The following is a 17,531-nucleotide window of genomic DNA, read 5'->3' on the forward strand; positions in this document are numbered from 1 at the left end:
CGCGCAACGCAGTGTCATGTGCCGTGGGCACAGTGTTACCCAGCCGCCCTCGGGGTCGCTCCCAGGCTCGCGTGGTGCCACCGCATCTGATGGGCGAACTTCCGTCCCTCAGTGGTCAGTTCATCTGATTCAAGCAGGATCGCCAAGGCTTCACCCACCTGATCGTGGATACGGTCGAACTGCTGACCGGCACTGGCCCGCCAGGGTGCGGAGACACCGTCGGCGGTGGCGGCACGCCGCCACAGGTCCGTCAGGGCCAGATGCGCGTACGCGCCGTGGAGCACCCCGGCGATGGGCCTCGGGTCGGACCGCCAGCCCACCTGGTGCACGGCCACCCGCCCCGGCCGGTAGAGCGGCACCAGCTCGTGCAGCGTGGCCAGCTTGCTGTGGTGGAGCTCGTGGACGAGGGTCTCGGCCATGTCCTGGGCACCGGACGGCAGCGAGGTCAGCACGGCCCCGGGGGCGGCACTGAGCGTGGCTCCGGAGGAGCCCGGGCCGCGGGCCGCGAGCGGCACGAGTGCGCGCACCCCACGGCGCACCTCGGCGGCGCGGGACGGGTCGGTGCGGTCCAGGAGGCGGAGTCCGGAGCGCCAACAGGCCGACCAGGCGGCCGTGTCGGTGACGGCGTGGTCCGTCGCGGGGCGCGGCGGGCTGCCGATGCCGCCGCCCGGTACCCGGTAGGGGTCCATGTCGTCGAGGCGGGCGGTGGAGCCGGTCAGCACGTGCAGGCCGGTCCAGCCGGGGCCGCGGCCGACGAGCGCCCCGGTCCCGCGATCGGTGAGCAACAGGACGGCGGGGGCACGCGGGTCCCCCTCGGGACGCATCCGTACGGTGCGGGACCGGCCCCGGATCCGCACCCGGCCGGAGTCCGCGCGCATGCGCCCGACCCCGGGCAGCGAGAGGACGCCGTCCGGGGCGTCGACGGTGAGGTCGACCGGGTACCCGGACCGCAGGGCGGCCGTGACGGCCAGGGCGTCGAAGCGGGAGAGGTGCCGGTCGAGTCCCGGGCCGACGGGCTCCGCGAGCGCGGCGGCCAGCCACGCGCCGGTCGTCGGATAGTCGAGCAGGTCGCGGACCGCGCCGGGGTGGTGCCGTTCGGCCTGTTCGAGCAGGTGCCAGGCGTCGTCGAACCGGCGGAAGACGGCGCCGTCCACGGCCTCACGGTGCCGGTGCACCCGTACGAGCAGGGTCTTGAGGAGCAGCAGACGCCGCCCGTGCAGGGCCGAGCGGAGCAGCGAGGCGCCGCCGGTGGCGGACCGGGTGCGGGCCAGTTCCCTCAGGGCCGCGGCCGGCGGCCGGGCGGCCGTCATACCCGCCTCCCGGTGCGGGCCGTGGGCGGACGTCCACCTGTGACCGGAAACAGACGGTGCGTTCGGGCCGCCGCGTCAGCGGCCGCCGCAGGCTCCGTCATCGTCGGCCAGGGCGCCTTCCTGCCAGGTGTCACCGAGCTCCCCCGGCCGCGACAGCACGCGCTCGACGGCCGCCACGAGCTCCGGATCGTCCATGAAGCGCAAGGTCCGCAGGTCGACGGCCGCGAGATCGGGCAGGTGCGGTGGGTATGTGTCGGCCCGGTCCACCCCGGCCACCCACTCCATGTGCTCCAACACTCTCGGCTCCTCCTCACCGGCGCCTGTCCCCCACGGTCGTAGCGGCGCAGCGGTTCTTCCCGACGCCAAGAACTCAGAAACCCGTTCGACTCAACTGCGCCCATTCACGCCCCCGTTATCAAGCCGTTCCGCTTCCGCCTCTTCCGCGCGCTCCCCGGCTACGCCTCCACCCCGCTCCACGCCCACCACGGTGGCGCGATCCGGCGCCGGTCCTCCCGGGTGAACCGGTCGGGCCGTCGCCCCGGGTTCCCCTCGACCTCGGCGAGGAGGGTCCGGGTGCGCTCCACGTCCGCCCAGTCCACGGGGGTGAGGGCCGCGTCGAGGCGGCGCCACTGTCCGGCGGCGGACCGCAGGACCGTGGTGGCCCGCCCCACGCGCCCCATCAGGTACAGCACCGCGCCCTGGGCGTGCAGCGCCCGGGCCGCGGTGACCGTGCCGGGGACCTCGCCGCGGGCGGTGCGGGCGTCCTCGGCGGCGCGCTGGTAGGCGGTGAGCGCGTCGGCGAGCTGCCCGTCGCGGGAGGCCTCGCTCAGCTGGAGGCGCACCCAGCCCAGTTGCAGCCACACCTCCGCGCGGGGTCCGGGTTCGCGCGCGGAGCGGACGGCCTGGTCGAGGAGGTGGCGGCTCTCGTACAGGTCGGGCAGGAAGCCGGCCCGGTCGAAGCGCAGGGCGAGGACGCTGCCGATGAGGATCCGGGCCCGGAAGCGGGCGGCGGCGTCGGCGGGCAGGCAGGTGAGGGCCTCCCGCAGCACGGATTCGGCGCGGTCGACGGGCGCGGTGCCGGTCCCGGCGGCGGCCCGGCGCATCAGGGACTCGCCCCAGGTCATCAGGAGCCGGCCGCGCTGTTCGCCCTCGGTGGGGGTGAGCAGGGTGGCCTGTTCGTACGCCTGGTCGGCGGCGGGGCCGTCGCCGGTGGTCTCGTGGAAGCGGGCCTTCGCGGTGGTCCAGCGCAGCCGGAGCGCGGTGGAGTCGCCGAGCAGCGGCTCGGCCTGTTCGAGCGCGGCGGCGACCGTCTCCGGGGCGGCGCCGACGAGGTGGCGGGCGTCGACCAGGTCGAGCAGGACGGGGCCGCTCTCGCCGAGGTCCAGCGCGGCGGTGAACGCGGCCGCGGCGGGCGTCCCGTCGCCCCGGGCGAGCAGCAGGCGTCCGCGGCGGACGAGGAGGGCGGGGTGGTGGCTCTCGGGCCAGCCCGTCACGTCCGAGGCGTCGCCCCCGGGGTTCGTGGCGAGCGCGGCGAGGGCCGCGTCGAGGCGGGCGGTGTCACCCGTGTGGCGCCACAGGGCGTGGTGGGCGGCGGCCTGTTCGAGGCGGGCCTCGGCCCAGGCGGCGGTGCCGGGCGCGGCCAGCTCCCCGGCCCGTACGAGCTCGGCGAGGGCCCGGGTGAGGAGTTCCTGGCGCTGCCCGGCGTCCCGTACGGCGAGGGTGCCGGCCTGCGCGTACAGCACCTGGCCGAGGACGAGGAGGGCGCCCGCGGTGTCCTCGGGCGGCCCGGCGGGGCCCTCGCCGGCCAGGGCGGTCTCGGCCAGCTCGCGGGCGGCGGTGAGCAGGGCGGGGTCGGACTGGGCGCGCCACTGGTCGAGGAGCCGGCGGGCGCGGGCGAGCGGGTCGGGCGTGACGAGGTCGGGCTGGTAGAAGCGCAGCACGCGCGCGGGGATACGGGCGAAGAGCTCCGTCTCGGCGTCGGCCGGCTCCAGGGGCTCCTCCTCGGGCCCGGTGGCGGCGGCCGGCTCGTCCTCGGTGCCGTGTCCGGCGAGCCGGGCGGCGGCGAGGGCCGGGAAGTTGCGCATGCCCTGGCCGAAGTTGCGTACGACGAATTCGGAGACGTGCTTCAGGACGAGCGCGGCGGCCCCCCGGTCGAGCGAGCCGAGCAGATGTTCCTGGACGCTGGGGGGGTAGCTGAAGCGGGGGTACGGGGTGGCCCCGGGCTGACGTCTCAGCAGTCCGCTGAGCAGGACCTCCGCCAGCTCCATGGGGCCGGTGTCGGGGAGCATGGCGCGCTGCACCAGCTGCATCACGGGCAGGGTGAGCGGGGCGGCGGCGAGATGCACGGCGAGCCGCAGTGCGCCGGGGGAGGCTCCGGCGCGGAAGGCGCGCAGCAGCTCGTCGTCGCCGCGGCGCACTCTCCGGGGCGCGGCGGTGTCCGTGGGGCGCGCGGTGCTCGCGGGGCGTACGGGTTCCGGGCCGATGCGGGCGGCCCAGCCGCGGACCGCTCCCCCGCCGTGTCCGGTGAGCAGCCGCGCCCAGGAGGCGAAGGCCTCGGGGGTGGGGGTGAGCACGGGCACGGCCCGCAGGTCGGGGGCGACGGGCTCCCAGGGGGCCTCGTCGGGCTCGAAGCGCGGTTGCCCGCCGGGGGCGGCGGGGCGCAGCAGGACGCCGGGTTCGACGGGCAGCGCGGTGCGGGACCACAGGCGCGGGGGCAGCGGCTGGACGAGGGCGAGCGGCGCCTGGCGGGGCCACTGGTGGATGAGCCGCTGGACGGCGCCGCGCTGCCACAGGGGGCCCACGCAGTCGCTGACGATGAGGGTGAGGCGGCGCCCGGTGGGGTCGTGGAGCTGGTCGCCGGGGCGGAGCCGCGGGCGTCCGTCCGACCCGGAGGTGGTGGTGACGAGCGGCAGGCCCTGGCCGGTGTCATAGAGGCGGTGGACCTGGACGTCGCGGAAGGCGCCGGACTGCTGGCAGGCCTGGCGCAGTTCCTCGACCATCCGGGTCCACACGACCATGGCGGGGCCGGTGTCCATGAGGAGCTGGATGTCGGGGCGCACTCCGGCGGCGGGGCGGAGCACGGGGGTGAGGATGCCGGAGGCGGCGCTGTGTTCGGCGGTGGCGTCCTCGTCGAGCCGTCCCTCGCCGGGGCGGGCCGGGAAGCGGGCGGCGTAGTGGCGCAGCGGCCGCAGCGCCTTCTGCAGGCCGAGGAGGCCGGGCAGGGCGTTGGCGCCGGGGGCGCGGACGAGCAGGGCGGCGCCGGAGCGCACGGCGGCCCCGTCGGCGCCGCCCGCGCCCGTGCGGTCGCCGCGCAGAAGCAGGTCGACGGTCTCGGTGGCACGGGCCGGTGCGTCGGCGGTGTCGGGTGGTGTCCCGGGGGCCGTGGTGACGTCGTCGTCGATGGCCGGATCCGTACGGTCCTCGGGGTGTCCGGGCAGCACGGGATCCGGCGGCCGTCGCCCCGACCGCCCTTCCGGGTCGGCTCCCGGCAGCCACTGGGCGAGCCAGACGGCGTCCGCGACCTCCTCGGCGGTGGGGTCCTGGCCGCCGGCCCGCATTCTGCGGGTGAGTTCTTCCAGGTGCATCCGGCTCGTCCGGTGCATCCGGCCATCACCTCGGCTGATCGAGCGGCTGCATGAGCATGTCCGCGATGCGTTCCCGGGTCACCCGCTCGGTGCGGGGGGCGTGCTGGGTCAGGTAGAGGGCGTTGAGCAGCTGGTCGGTGGCGATGACCTCGCCGGGCTCCCGGTCGAGGAAGCGGTCGACGAGGCCGGGTTCGGCCGCGGCGGCGTCGGGGCCCAGGTGGGCCTCGATCATGGCGCCGAGCTGCTCCTCGCCGGGGGCTTCGAGCTCCAGGCGGATGCAGCGGCGCAGCAGGGCGGCGGGGAAGTCCCGTTCGCCGTTGGAGGTGAGGACGATGAAGGGGAACGTGGTGCAGCGGATCCGTCCGCCGTACACGGGCACCTTGCGTCCGTCGTCGGTGAGCACCTCCACGACCGGTTCGCGGTCGGCGAGCCGCTCCAGCTCGGGGATGGCGAACTCGCCCTCCTCCAGGGCGTTCAGGAGGTCGTTGGGCAGGTCGATGTCGCTCTTGTCCAGCTCGTCGATGAGCAGCACGCGGGGCAGCTCGGAGGGGAGCAGCGCGGTGCCGAGCGGACCGAGCCGCAGGTACGAGCCGATGCCGGCCGGGCTCGCGGCGGTGGCGGCGCCTCCCGCGTCGGCGCGGGCACGCTCCAGCTGCACGTCCTGGAGGCGCCCGATCGCGTCGTAGCGGTAGAGGCCGTCCTGGAGGGTGGTGCGGCTGACGATGGGCCAGCGCAGCACCCGTCCGAGGCCCAGCTCGTGGGCGACGGCGTGGGCGAGGGTGGACTTCCCGGTGCCGGGGTTGCCGGTGACCAGGAGCGGGCGGCGCAGGTAGAGGGCGGCGTTGACGGCGTCGGTCTCGGCGGGCCGCGGGTGGTGGTTCTGGACCAGCCTGCGGCGCACACCGAGCCGCCGGTCGGAGCCGGCGAGCGTGTCGTCGGCGCCTCCGGCGGAGAAGTCACGCCACGGCGGCGGGGCGGGCAGCCGCCGTATCTCGTCGTGCGGATGGCCGGCACCACGGTAGATCCGCCAATCGTTCACGCCTGACTCCTCCTGGCAGTGGTGATGTCACCGGCCCCCTCGACGGTACCGTTCGACCGCCGGATCTGCCGACGGTCAAATCGGCCCGGTTGAGGGCTGGTTGGGGCCGAGTACGAGGGTGGCCGCGGGGTCGTGCGCGCCGGGAGCGCGCCGGGCGGGCAGAGGCGCGTTCGGGGGCGGTGGGGACGCCCTCCGGGGCGGTGGGGACGCGCTCCGGGCGGACGAAGGCGCGTTCGGGGGCGGTGGGGGCCCGCTCCGGGTGGACGAAGGAACGCTCCGCGCCGGCGAAGGCGACGTCCGGATCACCCCGCGGGCGGCGGCGCTCACCGGTCGGCCTCGCCGAGCAGGGGTGGCCCTTGGAGGAGGTCGTCGAAGGGGGGCCGGTCCGGGGGGTCGTAGAGCACGGCGAGGTCCTCGGCCCAGGCGTGCTCGGAGCGCTCGCTCGGGTCGGCCTCCGCGTCGGCGGCCCGCATCCGCAGGGTGCGGACGGGCTGGTGCAGGCCCTCGGCGGAGCCGGCGCCCGCGAGCAGCTTGCCGACCTTGTGGTGGAACTCGGCGCAGTCGGCGTGCTCGGGCGCGCCGTGCCGCCACAGGGCGATGGGGTGCCCGGCGGCGAGCGCCACGTCCATGGCGCGGTGGCCGTCACCGCCGCCGACGGGGCCGCAGTAGACCGGCACGCTGCCGTCGACGGCGCCGCCGAGCCGCTCGTAGGCACCCATCCGGCTCTCCCGGCGGACGTGCGGGGCGTGCGCCTCGGCGCCCGCGGCGAGGACCTCGGCGCGCAGCGGCACGGCGCGCAGGGGGCCGCTCTCGCTGCCCCGCCAGCGCCGCCGCCACTCGGGCGAGGGCGGGTGGTGGCTGCGGTGGCGGTCGCGGAGGACGACGATCCGGCGCTGGCCGAGCGGGAGGGAGCGCTCGCCGAAGTGCTCCTCCTCGGGCGTGAGCCGCCAGGTGTCGAGCGGCAGGTCGAACAGCTCGCGCGGCAGCACCACTTCGACGGCGGCGAGGTGGTCCCCGCTGTCGCCGCGACGGAGGGCGTCCACGAGCGGGGCGCGCAGGGTCTCCTGGAGCTGGTCGCGGGTCACCCCGGTGTCGTCGCCGCTCAGCGGGCTGACCGTGTGCCCGTCGAAGAGCAGCATCAGGCGCCAGGTGTAGCGCTGGGGGGCGGCCCAGGGGACGGGGTCGACCTCGATGCGTACGTCGGCGCGGGCGCCGGCCTCGCGCGCGGGGCGCTCGGCGGGCTCCTCGTGCTCCGCTCCGGTGCCGCCGGTCCGGGACGCCCCGGGGTCGAGGAGGGTGTCGATCTCCTCCTGGACGGCGCCGTGGGCGCCGCCGGACTCGTCGGCGATCCAGTCCTCCAGGCGCTCAAGGCCCTCCATGCCCGGCCCGGAGCCGTACCGGTCGGTGAGGTGCCGGACGACCCGCGCCGCGTAGAGGAGCACGGCGTCGAGCCCGAGGTCGGTGCTCCCGGGCCGGTTCTCCTGCTGGGTGGCGTGGAGTTCGTGCAGCAGGCCCACGCCGTCGCGCCAGGTGCGGGCGTCGGTCTCCAGGACGGCCTGGTAGTCCGGGTGGAGGACCCGGCGCTTGACCGCGTCGACCAGGGCCATGACCTCGCCGGGGCCGGTGGGCGGCGGGAGTTCGGCGAAGCGCCCGTAGAGCTGGGTGCGGCGGACGGGGCTGACCCCGCGCGCGGTGGCGGGCCACAGCTCCATCTGCGCGGCGGTCCAGGTGCGGCCTCCGCGCGGGGAGCGGAGGCGGGAGAGGTGGTACTGGTCGTGGGCGCGCAGCACCTCGTGGAGGATCTCGCCGCCGGGCACGTCGTGGAGCTCGCGCAGGGCGGTGAGCGGGACGGCGGCGCCCTCGTCGCGGCCGCGGCCCTTGTTGAGGCCGATCACCGCGCCCCGGCGCAGGTCGACGACGGGCCCGCCGGAGACGCCCTCCACGGGGAGGGTCCAGCGCAGCAGGAGCGCTCCGCCGTCGACGGCGTGGGCCTCTCCTTCGGCGTGCCGGATCCGGACCTCGCCGGTCTGGTGGGACCAGCCGTGCAGGCTGATCGGGGTCGGGGTGGTGGGCGGACGCTCACTGAGCCGGACGCAGGCGGCGCCCTGCGCGTCGGGGACGTGGACGAGGGCGAGGTCGGGGAAGTCCCAGCGGGCCGGGACGTCTTCGGGCGTGGCGGGTCGCGGCTTGGCCAGCACGACCCGGCCGGTGGTCTCGCCGCCCTCCCAGGTGATGCCGACGGCCGGCTCGTCCCTCCACACCGCGCTCCCCCCTTTCGCCACGACATGGGCGCAGGTCAGCACCCAGCCGGGGGCGATGAAGAAGCCCGTGCCCCAGTACGGGTCGCCGTGCGGGTCATACCCGCCACCGGGAGCGGCGATGCGTACGAGTGCGGGGCGCACGAGAGCGTCGAAGGCGCTCATGAGGCGCCATCGGCCGCCGGGGGCCGCTGGGGGCCGGTGTCGGGGGCGTACCCGGGGGTGTTCTCCGGGGAGGCGGTCGGCGGCGGGACGGTGGGCGCGGAGCCGGCGAGCGGCGGCGCGGCGGGGGCGGGGCCCGGCTCGGTCCAGGTGAGGGAGACGTTCACGGAGGCCTTGCCCCCGGCGTCGGCGAGGACGCCGATCACCTTGCCGGCCTGCGCGGAGAGTTCGATGCCGAAGCTGACGGCGACCTCGACGGGCGACTGCGGGTCGATGCCCGCGCGCAGCGAGCCGACCACCCCGCGCACGACGTCGGCGAGGCCCCCGGCCATGGACACGACCCGGTCGCCGAGGGACCCGATGCCGGTGTCCTGGAAACCGCTGCCCCGGTCCAGCTCCTCCACGGCGCTGACCCGGGCCCAGACGGGCGTCCCGTCGTCCAGTCGAATGCGAGCGATTCCATGCGTCACAGCGGCCCCCGCTCCCCGGAACGATGATGAAGAAGGCTAGTGGGTGGTGCGGACGAGGAACAGGGGACGCCGTGGAGGGGTCACGGCACGGCCTATTCTGATCGCATGTACTTCACCGACCGTGGCATCGAGGAACTGGAGAAGCGGCGCGGCGAGGAGGAGGTCACCTTCGAGTGGCTCGCCGAGCAGCTGCGGACCTTCGTCGACCTGAACCCCGACTTCGAGGTGCCCGTCGAGCGCCTCGCGACCTGGCTGGCCCGCCTCGACGACGAGGACGACGACGAGGACTGAGCAGGGCTGCTAGGAGGTGTCGCCGCGCAGCCGGTCGTAGGCGAGTCCGAGCGCCCCGTGGGCGACCAGGAGCAGACCGGCCGCCACCCAGCCGCCGCTGCGGCGGGTGACCCCCAGGGCGAGCAGCGGCACTCCCGCAGCGAGCTGGGCCGCGCTCAGGAGCCGGGCCTTCGGGCCGCGCAGGTACGGGCCGAGGCGGCCGCCCTCCACGGCGTCGAGCTCGGCACGTACGGCATCGCGCCAGCCGTGCCATTCGACGGGTTCGGCACCCCGGGCGCGGGCCACGGACCGCAGCCGGTCGGCGCTGTCGCCGGGGGTGAGGCCGGTGGGCAGGGCGAGTCCGGCACGGGCGAGGACGGCCGTGATCCCGACGAGCCGGGTGTGGGCGTCGGCCTCGGGGTCGGGCCGGGTGAGCGGTTCGAGGGCCTGGACGTCGAGGACCGGGTCGAGGCCGAGGCGGGCCGCGAAGGTGCGCATGGCCTCGTCCTCGCCGACGGGCGTCCCGTCGGCTAGCCAGGTGTAGCCGACGGTCCTGCGGAAGCCGGCGGCGAGCGTGAGCCCGGCGCGTTCCGCGTCCCACCACAGGGCGAGCACGGGCCAGGTGGCGGCGGAGACGGCGAGGGCGGTGGCCCAGCCGGTGACGACCCGTTCGACGGGCTCGCCGTCGTCGAGCCAGGGCTTCCCCTCCGGTACGAGGACGCTCCACTCGGGTCCCGCGGGGGCGAGGAGCAGCCCCTCCCTGAGCAGCTGGGCCGGCGGGCGGACCGCCGGGGGCTCGGCACGGCAGAGCAGCAGCGCTCCGGCGGGGCGGGATCCCGATGTCGCGTTCATGGCCCCTACGCTAGGGCAATTTGTCCGTGTACGGCGGTGAATGCCCGTCGCGACGCTCCCCTCGCCGATCCCTGTCAGGGGCGATTCGGGGTTGACGTGGCCCTACCGCGATATATCGTGTCTATCGAGATACGCGATATGTTGCGTCGCTCGTCGTCCGAAGTCGTCAGCCCACACGGGAGGCCAGCACCATGACAGAGTGGTCCGTCACCGAGCCGCGGAAGCTCCCGCTGACCGATCCCGTGACCCGGCTCCAGATCCGCGTCGTCAACGGCACGGTCAACGTCGTGGGCACCGACGAGAGTTCCGCCCGCCTGGAGATCTCCGAGATCGAGGGCCCCCCGCTCATCGTGAGCCAGAACGGCTCCACGCTGACCGTGAGCTACGAGGACCTGCACTGGAAGGGCTTCCTCAAGTGGCTCGACCCCAAGGGCCACCGGCGCCGGGCCGTCGTCTCCGTCGCCGTCCCCGCGGGCGCCGACGTCGAGGTCGGCGTGATCGGCGCCGAGGCCGTGATCTCCGGCATCAGAGGACGCACCGAGGTCCGCGGGGTCACCGGCGACACCACCCTGGTCAAGCTCTCCGGCCCGGTCCGCGCCGAGACCGTCTCGGGAAACCTGGAGGCCCAGTCCGTCACCGGCGCGCTCCGGGTCAACTCGGTGACCGGGGACGTCACCGTGTTCGAGGGCGCCGGCACCGCGGTGAAGGCCGAGACGGTCAGCGGCGACATGGTCGTCGACCTCGACCCGGCCGCGGGCCTCGACGGGCCGCCCGCCGACATCCGCCTCACCAGCGTCTCCGGCGAGGTCGCCATCCGGCTGCCACACCCGGCGGACGCCACGGTCGAGGCGAGCACGACCAGCGGCGGCGTCTCCAACGCGTTCGAGGACCTGCGGGTGGGCGGCCAGTGGGGCACCAAGTCCATCACCGGTACCCTCGGCGCCGGCCGGGGCACGGTGCGGGCCACCACGGTCTCCGGCTCCATCGCCCTGCTGCGCCGTCCCGAGCCCGAGCCCGACGGCGACGGCTGGACCGCCACCCCCTCCGTGTCCGGAAAGGCCCTCTGACATGCCGCCCGTCTTCGCCCACGGCCGCCTCCGCCTCTACCTGCTCAAGCTGCTCGACGAGGCGCCCCGCCACGGGTACGAGGTGATCCGCCTCCTGGAGGAGCGCTTCCAGGGGCTGTACGCGCCCTCGGCGGGCACGGTCTACCCGCGGCTCGCCAAGCTGGAGGCCGAGGGCCTGGTCACCCATGCCACCGAGGGCGGCCGCAAGGTCTACTCGATCACCGACGCGGGCCGCGCCGAGCTGGCCGGCCGGAGCGGCGAGCTGGCCGACCTGGAGGTGGAGATCCGCGAGTCCGTCTCCGAGCTGGCCGCCGAGATCCGCGACGACGTCCGCGGCGCCGCGGGCAAGCTGCGCAACGAGATGCGGGCGGCGGCCAGCGCGTCCCGCACCAAGGATTCCTCCTCCTTCGCCGACGCCAAGGAGGAGCTGCGCAGAGCCCGGCAGGAGTGGCGGGAGCAGACCCGCCAGGCCCGCGCGGAGGCGCAGTCGGCCAAGCGCCAGGCGAAGGAGTTCCAGCGGATCGCCCGGCAGGTGCAGGAGCAGGTCCAGGAGCAGGTGCGGGAGCAGGTGTCGCGCGGCGAGTGGCCGAAGGACGTCTGGAAGGGCATCTCGGACATCACGGCCCAGCTGGGCGACCTGGTGACGGGCGCCTCCCACGACAAGGCCCCCCGCCGGTCCCCCGCCCCGGACCAGCCCACCGCCCCCGGCCGGCCCCCGGCCGAGGACGCCGCCCCGGGGTCCGGCGGTGCCGAGCCCGCCGGGGACACCCTGACCGTGGCGGAGGCCCCGGGCACGGAGGGCTCCCCGGCACCGAAGCGCCTCACCCCCGAGCACACCCCGGCCCAGGACCAGGGCCTGACCACGGAGTACGTCCCGGCCCCGGAGCACACGCCCGGCAAGGAGCACGCGCCGGGCCAGGCGTACGGCACGGAGCGGGCCGCCGCCGGCTGGGCCGCGGACATAGAGGCGGGGGGCGAGCCGGCCCGCGAGCTGGACCGGCTCCTCGACCGCTTCCGCGACGAGGTCCGCGACGCGGCCCGCGACCACGGCGTGCGCCGCGACCAGCTGGCCGAGGCACGCCGCCACCTGGCGAGCGCGGCCACGGAGATCACGGCACTCCTGCGCCCCCGCACGAAGAGCTGAGCCCGGCTCCCGTCCTCAGCCCCGGGTGACCGTGACCGTCACGTGGGCGCCGGGGGCGGCGACGACCCAGGCACGGCCGTCGGCCCCGTGCCAGACGAACGCCCTCCCCCGGGCCGCGACCTGCCACGCGCCCGGGGGCAGGGACAGTTCGGTGACGCGGGAGCCGCGCCGGGTCGGGGAGTCGTAGGTGAGCCGGTAGACGCCCGCGGCCGGGTCGTACGAGGAGGAGCGGACGGTGCCCGCGACGGCCTCCGCGTACGGCTCCGCGGTGAGCTCCTTGTTGGTGCGGAAGGCTCCTGCGGTGTCCACGGCGCAGTAGCCGCCGCCGTAGCACCACTCCCAGCCCGCCGAGCCGGAGCTGTAGCGGCCGAGCGAGGCCATGGCCTCGCGGTAGAAGCGGTTCATGTTCGGCCGGGAGTTGTTGAGCGGGCCCCACTCCCCCACGATCACCGGGAGCTTGTACTGCTTGGGGTAGAGGGTGACGGCCTCCTCGTAGTTCTCGATCCAGCGGGAGGCCGGGTCGTAGTCGCCGCCCGCCTCCATCGTGCCGTTGTAGAAGTGCGGCGCGTACACGATCTTCGGGTCGTCGATCCGGCCGAGCCCGGTCGGCACGCCCTCGCCCACGATCGGGGTGGGTTCGACGAAGATCCAGCCGTCGCGGTCGACGGACCGGATCGCGTCCGCGATGCGGTTGTACATCGGGGTGAGCTGCTCGCGCTCGATCCGGCGGGCGGCGGTCGGCAGGTCCTCGCCCTCCCGCATCTCGCCCATGGGCTCGTTGATCGGGTCGTAGCCGATGACGGCCGGGTGGTCGCGGAAGCGCTCGGCCAGCACCCGCCACATCCGGGCCTGGGCGCGGCGCAGGTCGGCGTCCTCGTAGAGGTGGGTGAAGGCGCGCTGCACGGCGGGTTCGAAGTACTCGGAGAACCAGTCGTCGGGGTGGTGGGTGAAGGGCAGCCCGTCGGTCCTGGTCGCCCACGCCGGGATGCCCCGGCTGTCGAACGCGGGCCCGAAGACGTCCTGGTGGGCGTCGAGGACGACCTTCACGTCGTACTTCTGGGCCCAGCCCAGGACCCGGTCGATCTTCCGCAGGTAGGCCTGGCTGTACTGGCCGGGCCGCGGCTCCAGGTCGTCCCAGAAGACCAGCAGGCGGGCGAAGTTGAAGCCCTTGGCCCGCATGTCGCGGAAGTGGCGCTCGGTGATGCCGCTGAGGGCCTGGTCACCGCTGTGGGACTTGTCCGCCAGGTTCCAGCCGCGCAGGGTGAGCGCGCGGCCCTGGGCGTCGGTGAGGGCGGGTATCCCGTCCCCGCCCGTCGCGGAGCCCGCCGTGATACCCGGGGTGGCGCCCGGCGCGGTGCCCGGCGTGCGGCCTGGCGTGGCGTCCGGCGTGGCGTGTGCGGTCGTCGGGGCGAGGAGCGCGGCGACGACGGCGGTCGCCATGAGGGTGGTGCGCAACAAGGGAGCCTCCGGCACGATGAAATGAGCATTGTTCACGTTTCGCGTGCCGGAGATCCCATCAGTATTACTGGCGAGTCATCAAGAGGTCGTCAGGACGATCTTTCCGAAGAGTTCGCCCGAGGCCATCTTCTCGAAGCCCTCGCGGGCCCGGTCCAGCGGCAGCACCTCGTCGATCACCGGGCGCAGGCCCGTGGCCGCGCAGAAGGAGAGCAGGTCCTCCAGCTCGTCCTTGGAGCCCATGGTCGAGCCGACCACCTTCAGCTCCAGGAAGAAGATCCGGGTCAGTTCGGCGTGCGAGGGCCGGTCGCCGCTGGTGGCGCCGGAGATGACGAGCGTGCCGCCCGGGCGCAGCGACTTGACCGAATGCGACCAGGTGGCGGCACCGACCGTCTCGATGACGGCGTCCACCCGCCGGGGCAGCCGCGCCCCCGGCTCGTACGCCTCGACGGCGCCGAGTTCGACGGCCCGCTTGCGCTTGGCCTCGTCCCGGCTGGTCGCGTAGACCCGCAGGCCGGCCGCCTTGCCGAGCGCGATGGCGGCCGTGGCGACACCACCGCCCGCGCCCTGCACGAGGACCGAGTCCCCGGGCCGTACACCGGCGTTGGTGAAGAGCATCCGGTACGCGGTGAGCCAGGCGGTCGGGAGGCAGGCGGCCTCCTCGAAGGAGAGCTCCTTCGGCTTGGGCAGCACGTTCCAGCTGGGCACGGTGACCCGCTCGGCGAAGGTGCCCTGGTAGCGCTCGGTCAGGATCGAGCGCGGCTCGTCCGGGCCGACGCCGTGGCCGGTCTGGCCGATGACGGAGTGGAGCACGACCTCGTTGCCGTGCTCGTCGATCCCGGCGGCGTCGCAGCCGAGGATCATCGGCAGCTTCTCCTCGGGCAGTCCGACCCCGCGCAGCGACCACAGGTCGTGGTGGTTGAGCGAGGCGGCCTTGACGGTGACGGTGGTCCAGCCGGGCCGTACCTCGGGCTCGGGGCGTTCCCCCAGTTCGAGGCCGTCGAGGGGCCGGTCGCGGTCGATTCGGGCAGCGTAGGCGGCGAACATGGGCCTGACACTAGGGGCCGACGGCGAGCCCACGGAACCAGGCACAGGTGTGACGCGCGTCCCTCGGTGCCGCGCCGCCGTCCGCGTACGCGAAAGGGCCCCGTACGCACATACGGGGCCCTTCACGGAACAGCGGACGCGCGGTGGCGCGTCAGCGGCGGGCGACGCCCTCCGCACGGGCGGCGGCGGCCACCGCGGCCGCGACGGCGGGGGCGACCCGCTCGTCGAACGGCGACGGGATCACGCAGTCGGCGGCGAGCGCGTCGCCCACGACGTCCGCGATCGCGTTCGCGGCGGCGATCTTCATGCCCTCGGTGATCCGGGAGGCCCGGACCTGGAGCGCGCCGGCGAAGATGCCGGGGAACGCGAGGACGTTGTTGATCTGGTTCGGGTAGTCCGAACGGCCGGTGGCCACGACCGCCGCGTACTTGTGCGCGACGTCCGGGTGCACCTCGGGGTTCGGGTTGGCCATGGCGAACACGAAGGCGTTCGGCGCCATGGACGCGACCGCGGCCTCGGGGACCGTACCGCCGGAGACGCCGATGAAGACGTCCGCGCCGGCCAGCGCGTCCTCCAGGGAGCCGGTCAGACCGGCCTTGTTGGTGAGGCCGGCGATCTCGCGCTTGACGTCGGTGAGGTCACCGCGGTCGCTGCTGACGATGCCCTTGCGGTCCGTCACGCAGACGTCGCCGAGGCCCGCCTCCAGCAGGAACTTGGCGATGGCCACACCGGCCGCGCCGGCGCCGGAGATGACCGCGCGCAGCTCGCCGAGGGTCCGGCCGGTCAGCTTCGCCGCGTTGCGGAGTGCGGCGAGGGTGACGATGGCGGTGCCGTGCTGGTCGTCGTGGAAGACCGGGATGTCGAGCCGCTCCTGCAGCCTGCGCTCGATCTCGAAGCACCGCGGCGCCGAGATGTCCTCCAGGTTCACGCCGCCGAAGGAGGGGGCGAGCCGGACGACGGTCTCCACGATCTCGTCGGTGTCGGTGGTGGCGAGCGCGATCGGCACCGCGTCCACGCCTCCGAACTGCTTGAAGAGGATTGCCTTCCCCTCCATGACCGGAAGCGAGGCCTCCGGGCCGATGTCGCCGAGTCCGAGCACCGCCGTGCCGTCGGTCACGACCGCGACGACCTGGGACTTCCAGGTGTAGTCGTTGACCAGCTCGGGGTTCTCTGCGATAGCGGTGCACACCTTGGCGACGCCGGGCGTGTACGCGAGGGACAGGTCGTCCTTGTCGCGGAGCGGCACGGTGGCCGTGATGGCCATCTTGCCGCCGCGGTGCAGCGCGAAGGCCGGATCGAAGGGCTCACCGGGAGCCCCTTCCGTACCACTGTCGCTGCGAGGATTGACGATCTCCGCTGCCATTGGGTTGACCCCTTAAGTCTTCTTCATTTGAGGGTGGCCGCTCCTGGATGAGGAGGGGTGGGTGGGTCCCGCAGCCGCCGTGTCTGGCAGCCGCGCGGGCACGCCGCACAACGCGCCCTGAGCCCCGGATGAGGGGTGTGAGCATCCTTCTTACCGGACGGACCGGTCCGGAGACGAGTCCATACCGCCTCGGTGACGCGACTCATACCGAGCGCTACCGGGTACGGACGGAGAGCGACACGTCACACCATGTCCGGAAAGATGTATTCCCCACCCGAATAGCGGCCTTCGTATCGTCCGAATAGCGAGATCGGCGGGATAATTTTCGGTACGGGGAATGTCTTCCCGCAGAAGGTTCTGCCTTGGGGCAGCTGGCCACCGGGTTTCGGCAATGACCCGTTACCCGATTTTGACATCCGTGGCCGTCGGTTTGAGGCGGTCCGAATGGCAAGATGCCGTAATCACACGAGGTCGCGGCACTCGAAGGTGCGTGCGCGACCTATGGCAACTCCCTCACACGCCGGAGGAACCCGACCATGACCGCACGCTCCACGCGCTGTACGACCGCCAAGACCCGCACGTCCCGTCTTGCCGCGGTCGCCGCCATCGCGGTCGCCGGCTCCATGCTGCTGACCGCCTGCGGTGACCAGACCAACAGCGGCTCCACCAAGGAGAGCGGCTCCTCCACCGCCGCCGGCTCCAGCAAGGCCCCGCTCTTCTCGAAGCTGCCGGCGGACATCCAGAAGGCCGGCGTCATCAAGGTCGGCACGGACGCCTCGTACGCCCCGATGGAGTTCACCGAGGGCGGCAAGATCGTCGGCGTCGACCCCGACATCGCGCAGGCGCTCAGCAAGCAGCTCGGCGTGGACCTCCAGTTCACCTCGGGCACCTTCGACGGCCTGATCACCTCGATCTACACCGGCCGCCAGGACCTGATCATGTCCTCGATGACGGACAACAAGAAGCGCCAGGAGGGCCTGGACGACAACGGGAAGAAGATCGGCAAGGGCATCGACTTCGTCGACTACTTCAGCTCCGGCGTCTCCCTGCTGGTCAAGAAGGGCAACCCGCAGGGCGTCAACTCCCTCGACGACCTGTGCGGCAAGACCGTCGCCGTCCAGCGCGGCACGATCTACGAGGACACCTTCAAGGCCCAGGCCACCAAGTGCGGTGACAAGAAGCTGACCATCCAGGCCTTCGACACCGACGCCGAGGCGCAGACCCGCGTCAAGGCCGGCGGCGCCGTCGCCGACCTCAACGACTACCCGGTGGCCGCGTACATCGCGAAGACCTCGGGCGGCGGCAACGACTTCGAGGTCGTCGGCAGCCAGAGCGACGTCGGCCTCTTCGGCATCGGCGTCTCCAAGGACAAGACGCAGCTGCGCGACGTCATCAAGGAAGCGCTCGACGCGAGCATCAAGGACGGCTCCTACGCCGCCGCCCTGAAGAAGTGGAACGTCGAGGGCAGCGCCGTGCAGTCGGCGACGATCAACGCCGGCAAGTGACCTCC

General features: G+C 74.1%; 14 protein-coding genes. 4 read left to right on the forward strand and 10 right to left on the reverse strand.

The features are described from left to right. Positions 1-35: 35 nt before the first annotated feature. From ACZ3ZE_RS23585 to ACZ3ZE_RS23610, 6 genes are all read right to left on the reverse strand, one after another. Positions 36-1,310: an HEXXH motif domain-containing protein gene (locus ACZ3ZE_RS23585; protein WP_361628204.1), complete on the reverse strand. Its 1,275-nt coding sequence runs from the start codon at positions 1,308-1,310 to the stop codon at positions 36-38. A 75-nt stretch (positions 1,311-1,385) separates the two neighbouring features. Beyond that, the gene (locus tag ACZ3ZE_RS23590; RefSeq protein ID WP_361166996.1) at positions 1,386-1,607 is read right to left on the reverse strand and encodes a hypothetical protein; all 222 of its coding nucleotides are present in this window, start codon (positions 1,605-1,607) and stop codon (positions 1,386-1,388) included. A 158-nt stretch (positions 1,608-1,765) separates the two neighbouring features. Continuing rightward, positions 1,766-4,912, reverse strand: coding sequence for an SAV_2336 N-terminal domain-related protein (locus tag ACZ3ZE_RS23595; protein WP_467260560.1), 3,147 nt, complete (start codon positions 4,910-4,912; stop codon positions 1,766-1,768). 7 nt (positions 4,913-4,919) lie between these two features. Beyond that, positions 4,920-5,933: an AAA family ATPase gene (locus ACZ3ZE_RS23600; protein WP_361166990.1), complete on the reverse strand. Its 1,014-nt coding sequence runs from the start codon at positions 5,931-5,933 to the stop codon at positions 4,920-4,922. Between the two features lie 323 nt (positions 5,934-6,256). Further along, positions 6,257-8,356: a VMAP-C domain-containing protein gene (locus ACZ3ZE_RS23605; RefSeq protein WP_361166987.1), complete on the reverse strand. Its 2,100-nt coding sequence runs from the start codon at positions 8,354-8,356 to the stop codon at positions 6,257-6,259. Then, entirely contained in the window at positions 8,353-8,823 is a 471-nt protein-coding gene (locus ACZ3ZE_RS23610) for a CU044_2847 family protein (RefSeq protein ID WP_467260563.1), read from the reverse strand. The genes ACZ3ZE_RS23605 and ACZ3ZE_RS23610 overlap by 4 nt, the downstream gene beginning before the upstream one ends. 105 nt (positions 8,824-8,928) lie before the next feature. On the opposite strand from ACZ3ZE_RS23610, the gene ACZ3ZE_RS23615 reads away from it, so the two are divergent. Beyond that, positions 8,929-9,114 (forward strand): DUF6104 family protein, encoded by a 186-nt coding sequence (locus ACZ3ZE_RS23615; RefSeq protein ID WP_046907272.1) that lies wholly within the window; start codon positions 8,929-8,931, stop codon positions 9,112-9,114. A gap of 9 nt (positions 9,115-9,123) precedes the next feature. Here ACZ3ZE_RS23615 and ACZ3ZE_RS23620 read toward each other — a convergent pair whose 3' ends face one another. Continuing rightward, positions 9,124-9,945 carry a hypothetical protein gene (locus ACZ3ZE_RS23620; RefSeq protein ID WP_467260566.1) on the reverse strand — a complete coding sequence of 274 codons (822 nt, stop codon included), beginning with the start codon at positions 9,943-9,945 and terminating at the stop codon, positions 9,124-9,126. 191 nt (positions 9,946-10,136) lie between these two features. Here ACZ3ZE_RS23620 and ACZ3ZE_RS23625 point away from each other — a divergent pair, with 191 nt between their 5' ends. After that, positions 10,137-11,012, forward strand: a complete 876-nt coding sequence (locus tag ACZ3ZE_RS23625) for a DUF4097 family beta strand repeat-containing protein (protein ID WP_361166978.1) — start codon at positions 10,137-10,139, stop codon at positions 11,010-11,012. Between the two features lies 1 nt (position 11,013). Beyond that, on the forward strand, positions 11,014-12,156 hold the full coding sequence (locus tag ACZ3ZE_RS23630) for a helix-turn-helix transcriptional regulator (RefSeq protein WP_361628192.1): 1,143 nt from the start codon (positions 11,014-11,016) through the stop codon (positions 12,154-12,156). A gap of 15 nt (positions 12,157-12,171) precedes the next feature. Here the strand turns inward: ACZ3ZE_RS23630 and ACZ3ZE_RS23635 are convergent, their stop codons facing one another. The 3 genes from ACZ3ZE_RS23635 to ACZ3ZE_RS23645 all read right to left on the reverse strand — a co-directional run bounded on the left by ACZ3ZE_RS23635 (position 12,172) and on the right by ACZ3ZE_RS23645 (position 16,021). Next, positions 12,172-13,611, reverse strand: a complete 1,440-nt coding sequence (locus ACZ3ZE_RS23635) for a cellulase family glycosylhydrolase (RefSeq protein WP_467260569.1) — start codon at positions 13,609-13,611, stop codon at positions 12,172-12,174. 81 nt (positions 13,612-13,692) lie between these two features. Next, the gene (locus tag ACZ3ZE_RS23640) at positions 13,693-14,658 is read right to left on the reverse strand and encodes a zinc-binding dehydrogenase (RefSeq protein ID WP_361166972.1); all 966 of its coding nucleotides are present in this window, start codon (positions 14,656-14,658) and stop codon (positions 13,693-13,695) included. A gap of 151 nt (positions 14,659-14,809) precedes the next feature. Further along, positions 14,810-16,021 carry an NAD(P)-dependent malic enzyme gene (locus tag ACZ3ZE_RS23645; protein WP_361166969.1) on the reverse strand — a complete coding sequence of 404 codons (1,212 nt, stop codon included), beginning with the start codon at positions 16,019-16,021 and terminating at the stop codon, positions 14,810-14,812. Between the two features lie 536 nt (positions 16,022-16,557). Between ACZ3ZE_RS23645 and ACZ3ZE_RS23650 the strand changes: the two genes are divergently transcribed. Continuing rightward, positions 16,558-17,526: an ABC transporter substrate-binding protein gene (locus ACZ3ZE_RS23650; protein ID WP_361166966.1), complete on the forward strand. Its 969-nt coding sequence runs from the start codon at positions 16,558-16,560 to the stop codon at positions 17,524-17,526. Positions 17,527-17,531: the final 5 nt, after the last annotated feature.

It is taken from the genome of Streptomyces sp. NPDC023157 (assembly GCF_055560575.1).

Excerpts from the sequence above, each read along its gene's own strand:
- ACZ3ZE_RS23585 (WP_361628204.1), bottom strand. The coding sequence starts at position 1,310 with ATGACGGCCGCCCGGCCGCCGGCCGCGGCCCTGAGGGAACTGGCCCGC.
- ACZ3ZE_RS23595 (WP_467260560.1), bottom strand. The coding sequence starts at position 4,912 with ATGCACCGGACGAGCCGGATGCACCTGGAAGAACTCACCCGCAGAATG.
- ACZ3ZE_RS23605 (WP_361166987.1), bottom strand. The coding sequence starts at position 8,356 with ATGAGCGCCTTCGACGCTCTCGTGCGCCCCGCACTCGTACGCATCGCC.
- ACZ3ZE_RS23615 (WP_046907272.1), top strand. The coding sequence starts at position 8,929 with ATGTACTTCACCGACCGTGGCATCGAGGAACTGGAGAAGCGGCGCGGC.
- ACZ3ZE_RS23620 (WP_467260566.1), bottom strand. The coding sequence starts at position 9,945 with ATGAACGCGACATCGGGATCCCGCCCCGCCGGAGCGCTGCTGCTCTGC.
- ACZ3ZE_RS23625 (WP_361166978.1), top strand. The coding sequence starts at position 10,137 with ATGACAGAGTGGTCCGTCACCGAGCCGCGGAAGCTCCCGCTGACCGAT.
- ACZ3ZE_RS23630 (WP_361628192.1), top strand. The coding sequence starts at position 11,014 with ATGCCGCCCGTCTTCGCCCACGGCCGCCTCCGCCTCTACCTGCTCAAG.
- ACZ3ZE_RS23640 (WP_361166972.1), bottom strand. The coding sequence starts at position 14,658 with ATGTTCGCCGCCTACGCTGCCCGAATCGACCGCGACCGGCCCCTCGAC.
- ACZ3ZE_RS23645 (WP_361166969.1), bottom strand. The coding sequence starts at position 16,021 with ATGGCAGCGGAGATCGTCAATCCTCGCAGCGACAGTGGTACGGAAGGG.
- ACZ3ZE_RS23650 (WP_361166966.1), top strand. The coding sequence starts at position 16,558 with ATGACCGCACGCTCCACGCGCTGTACGACCGCCAAGACCCGCACGTCC.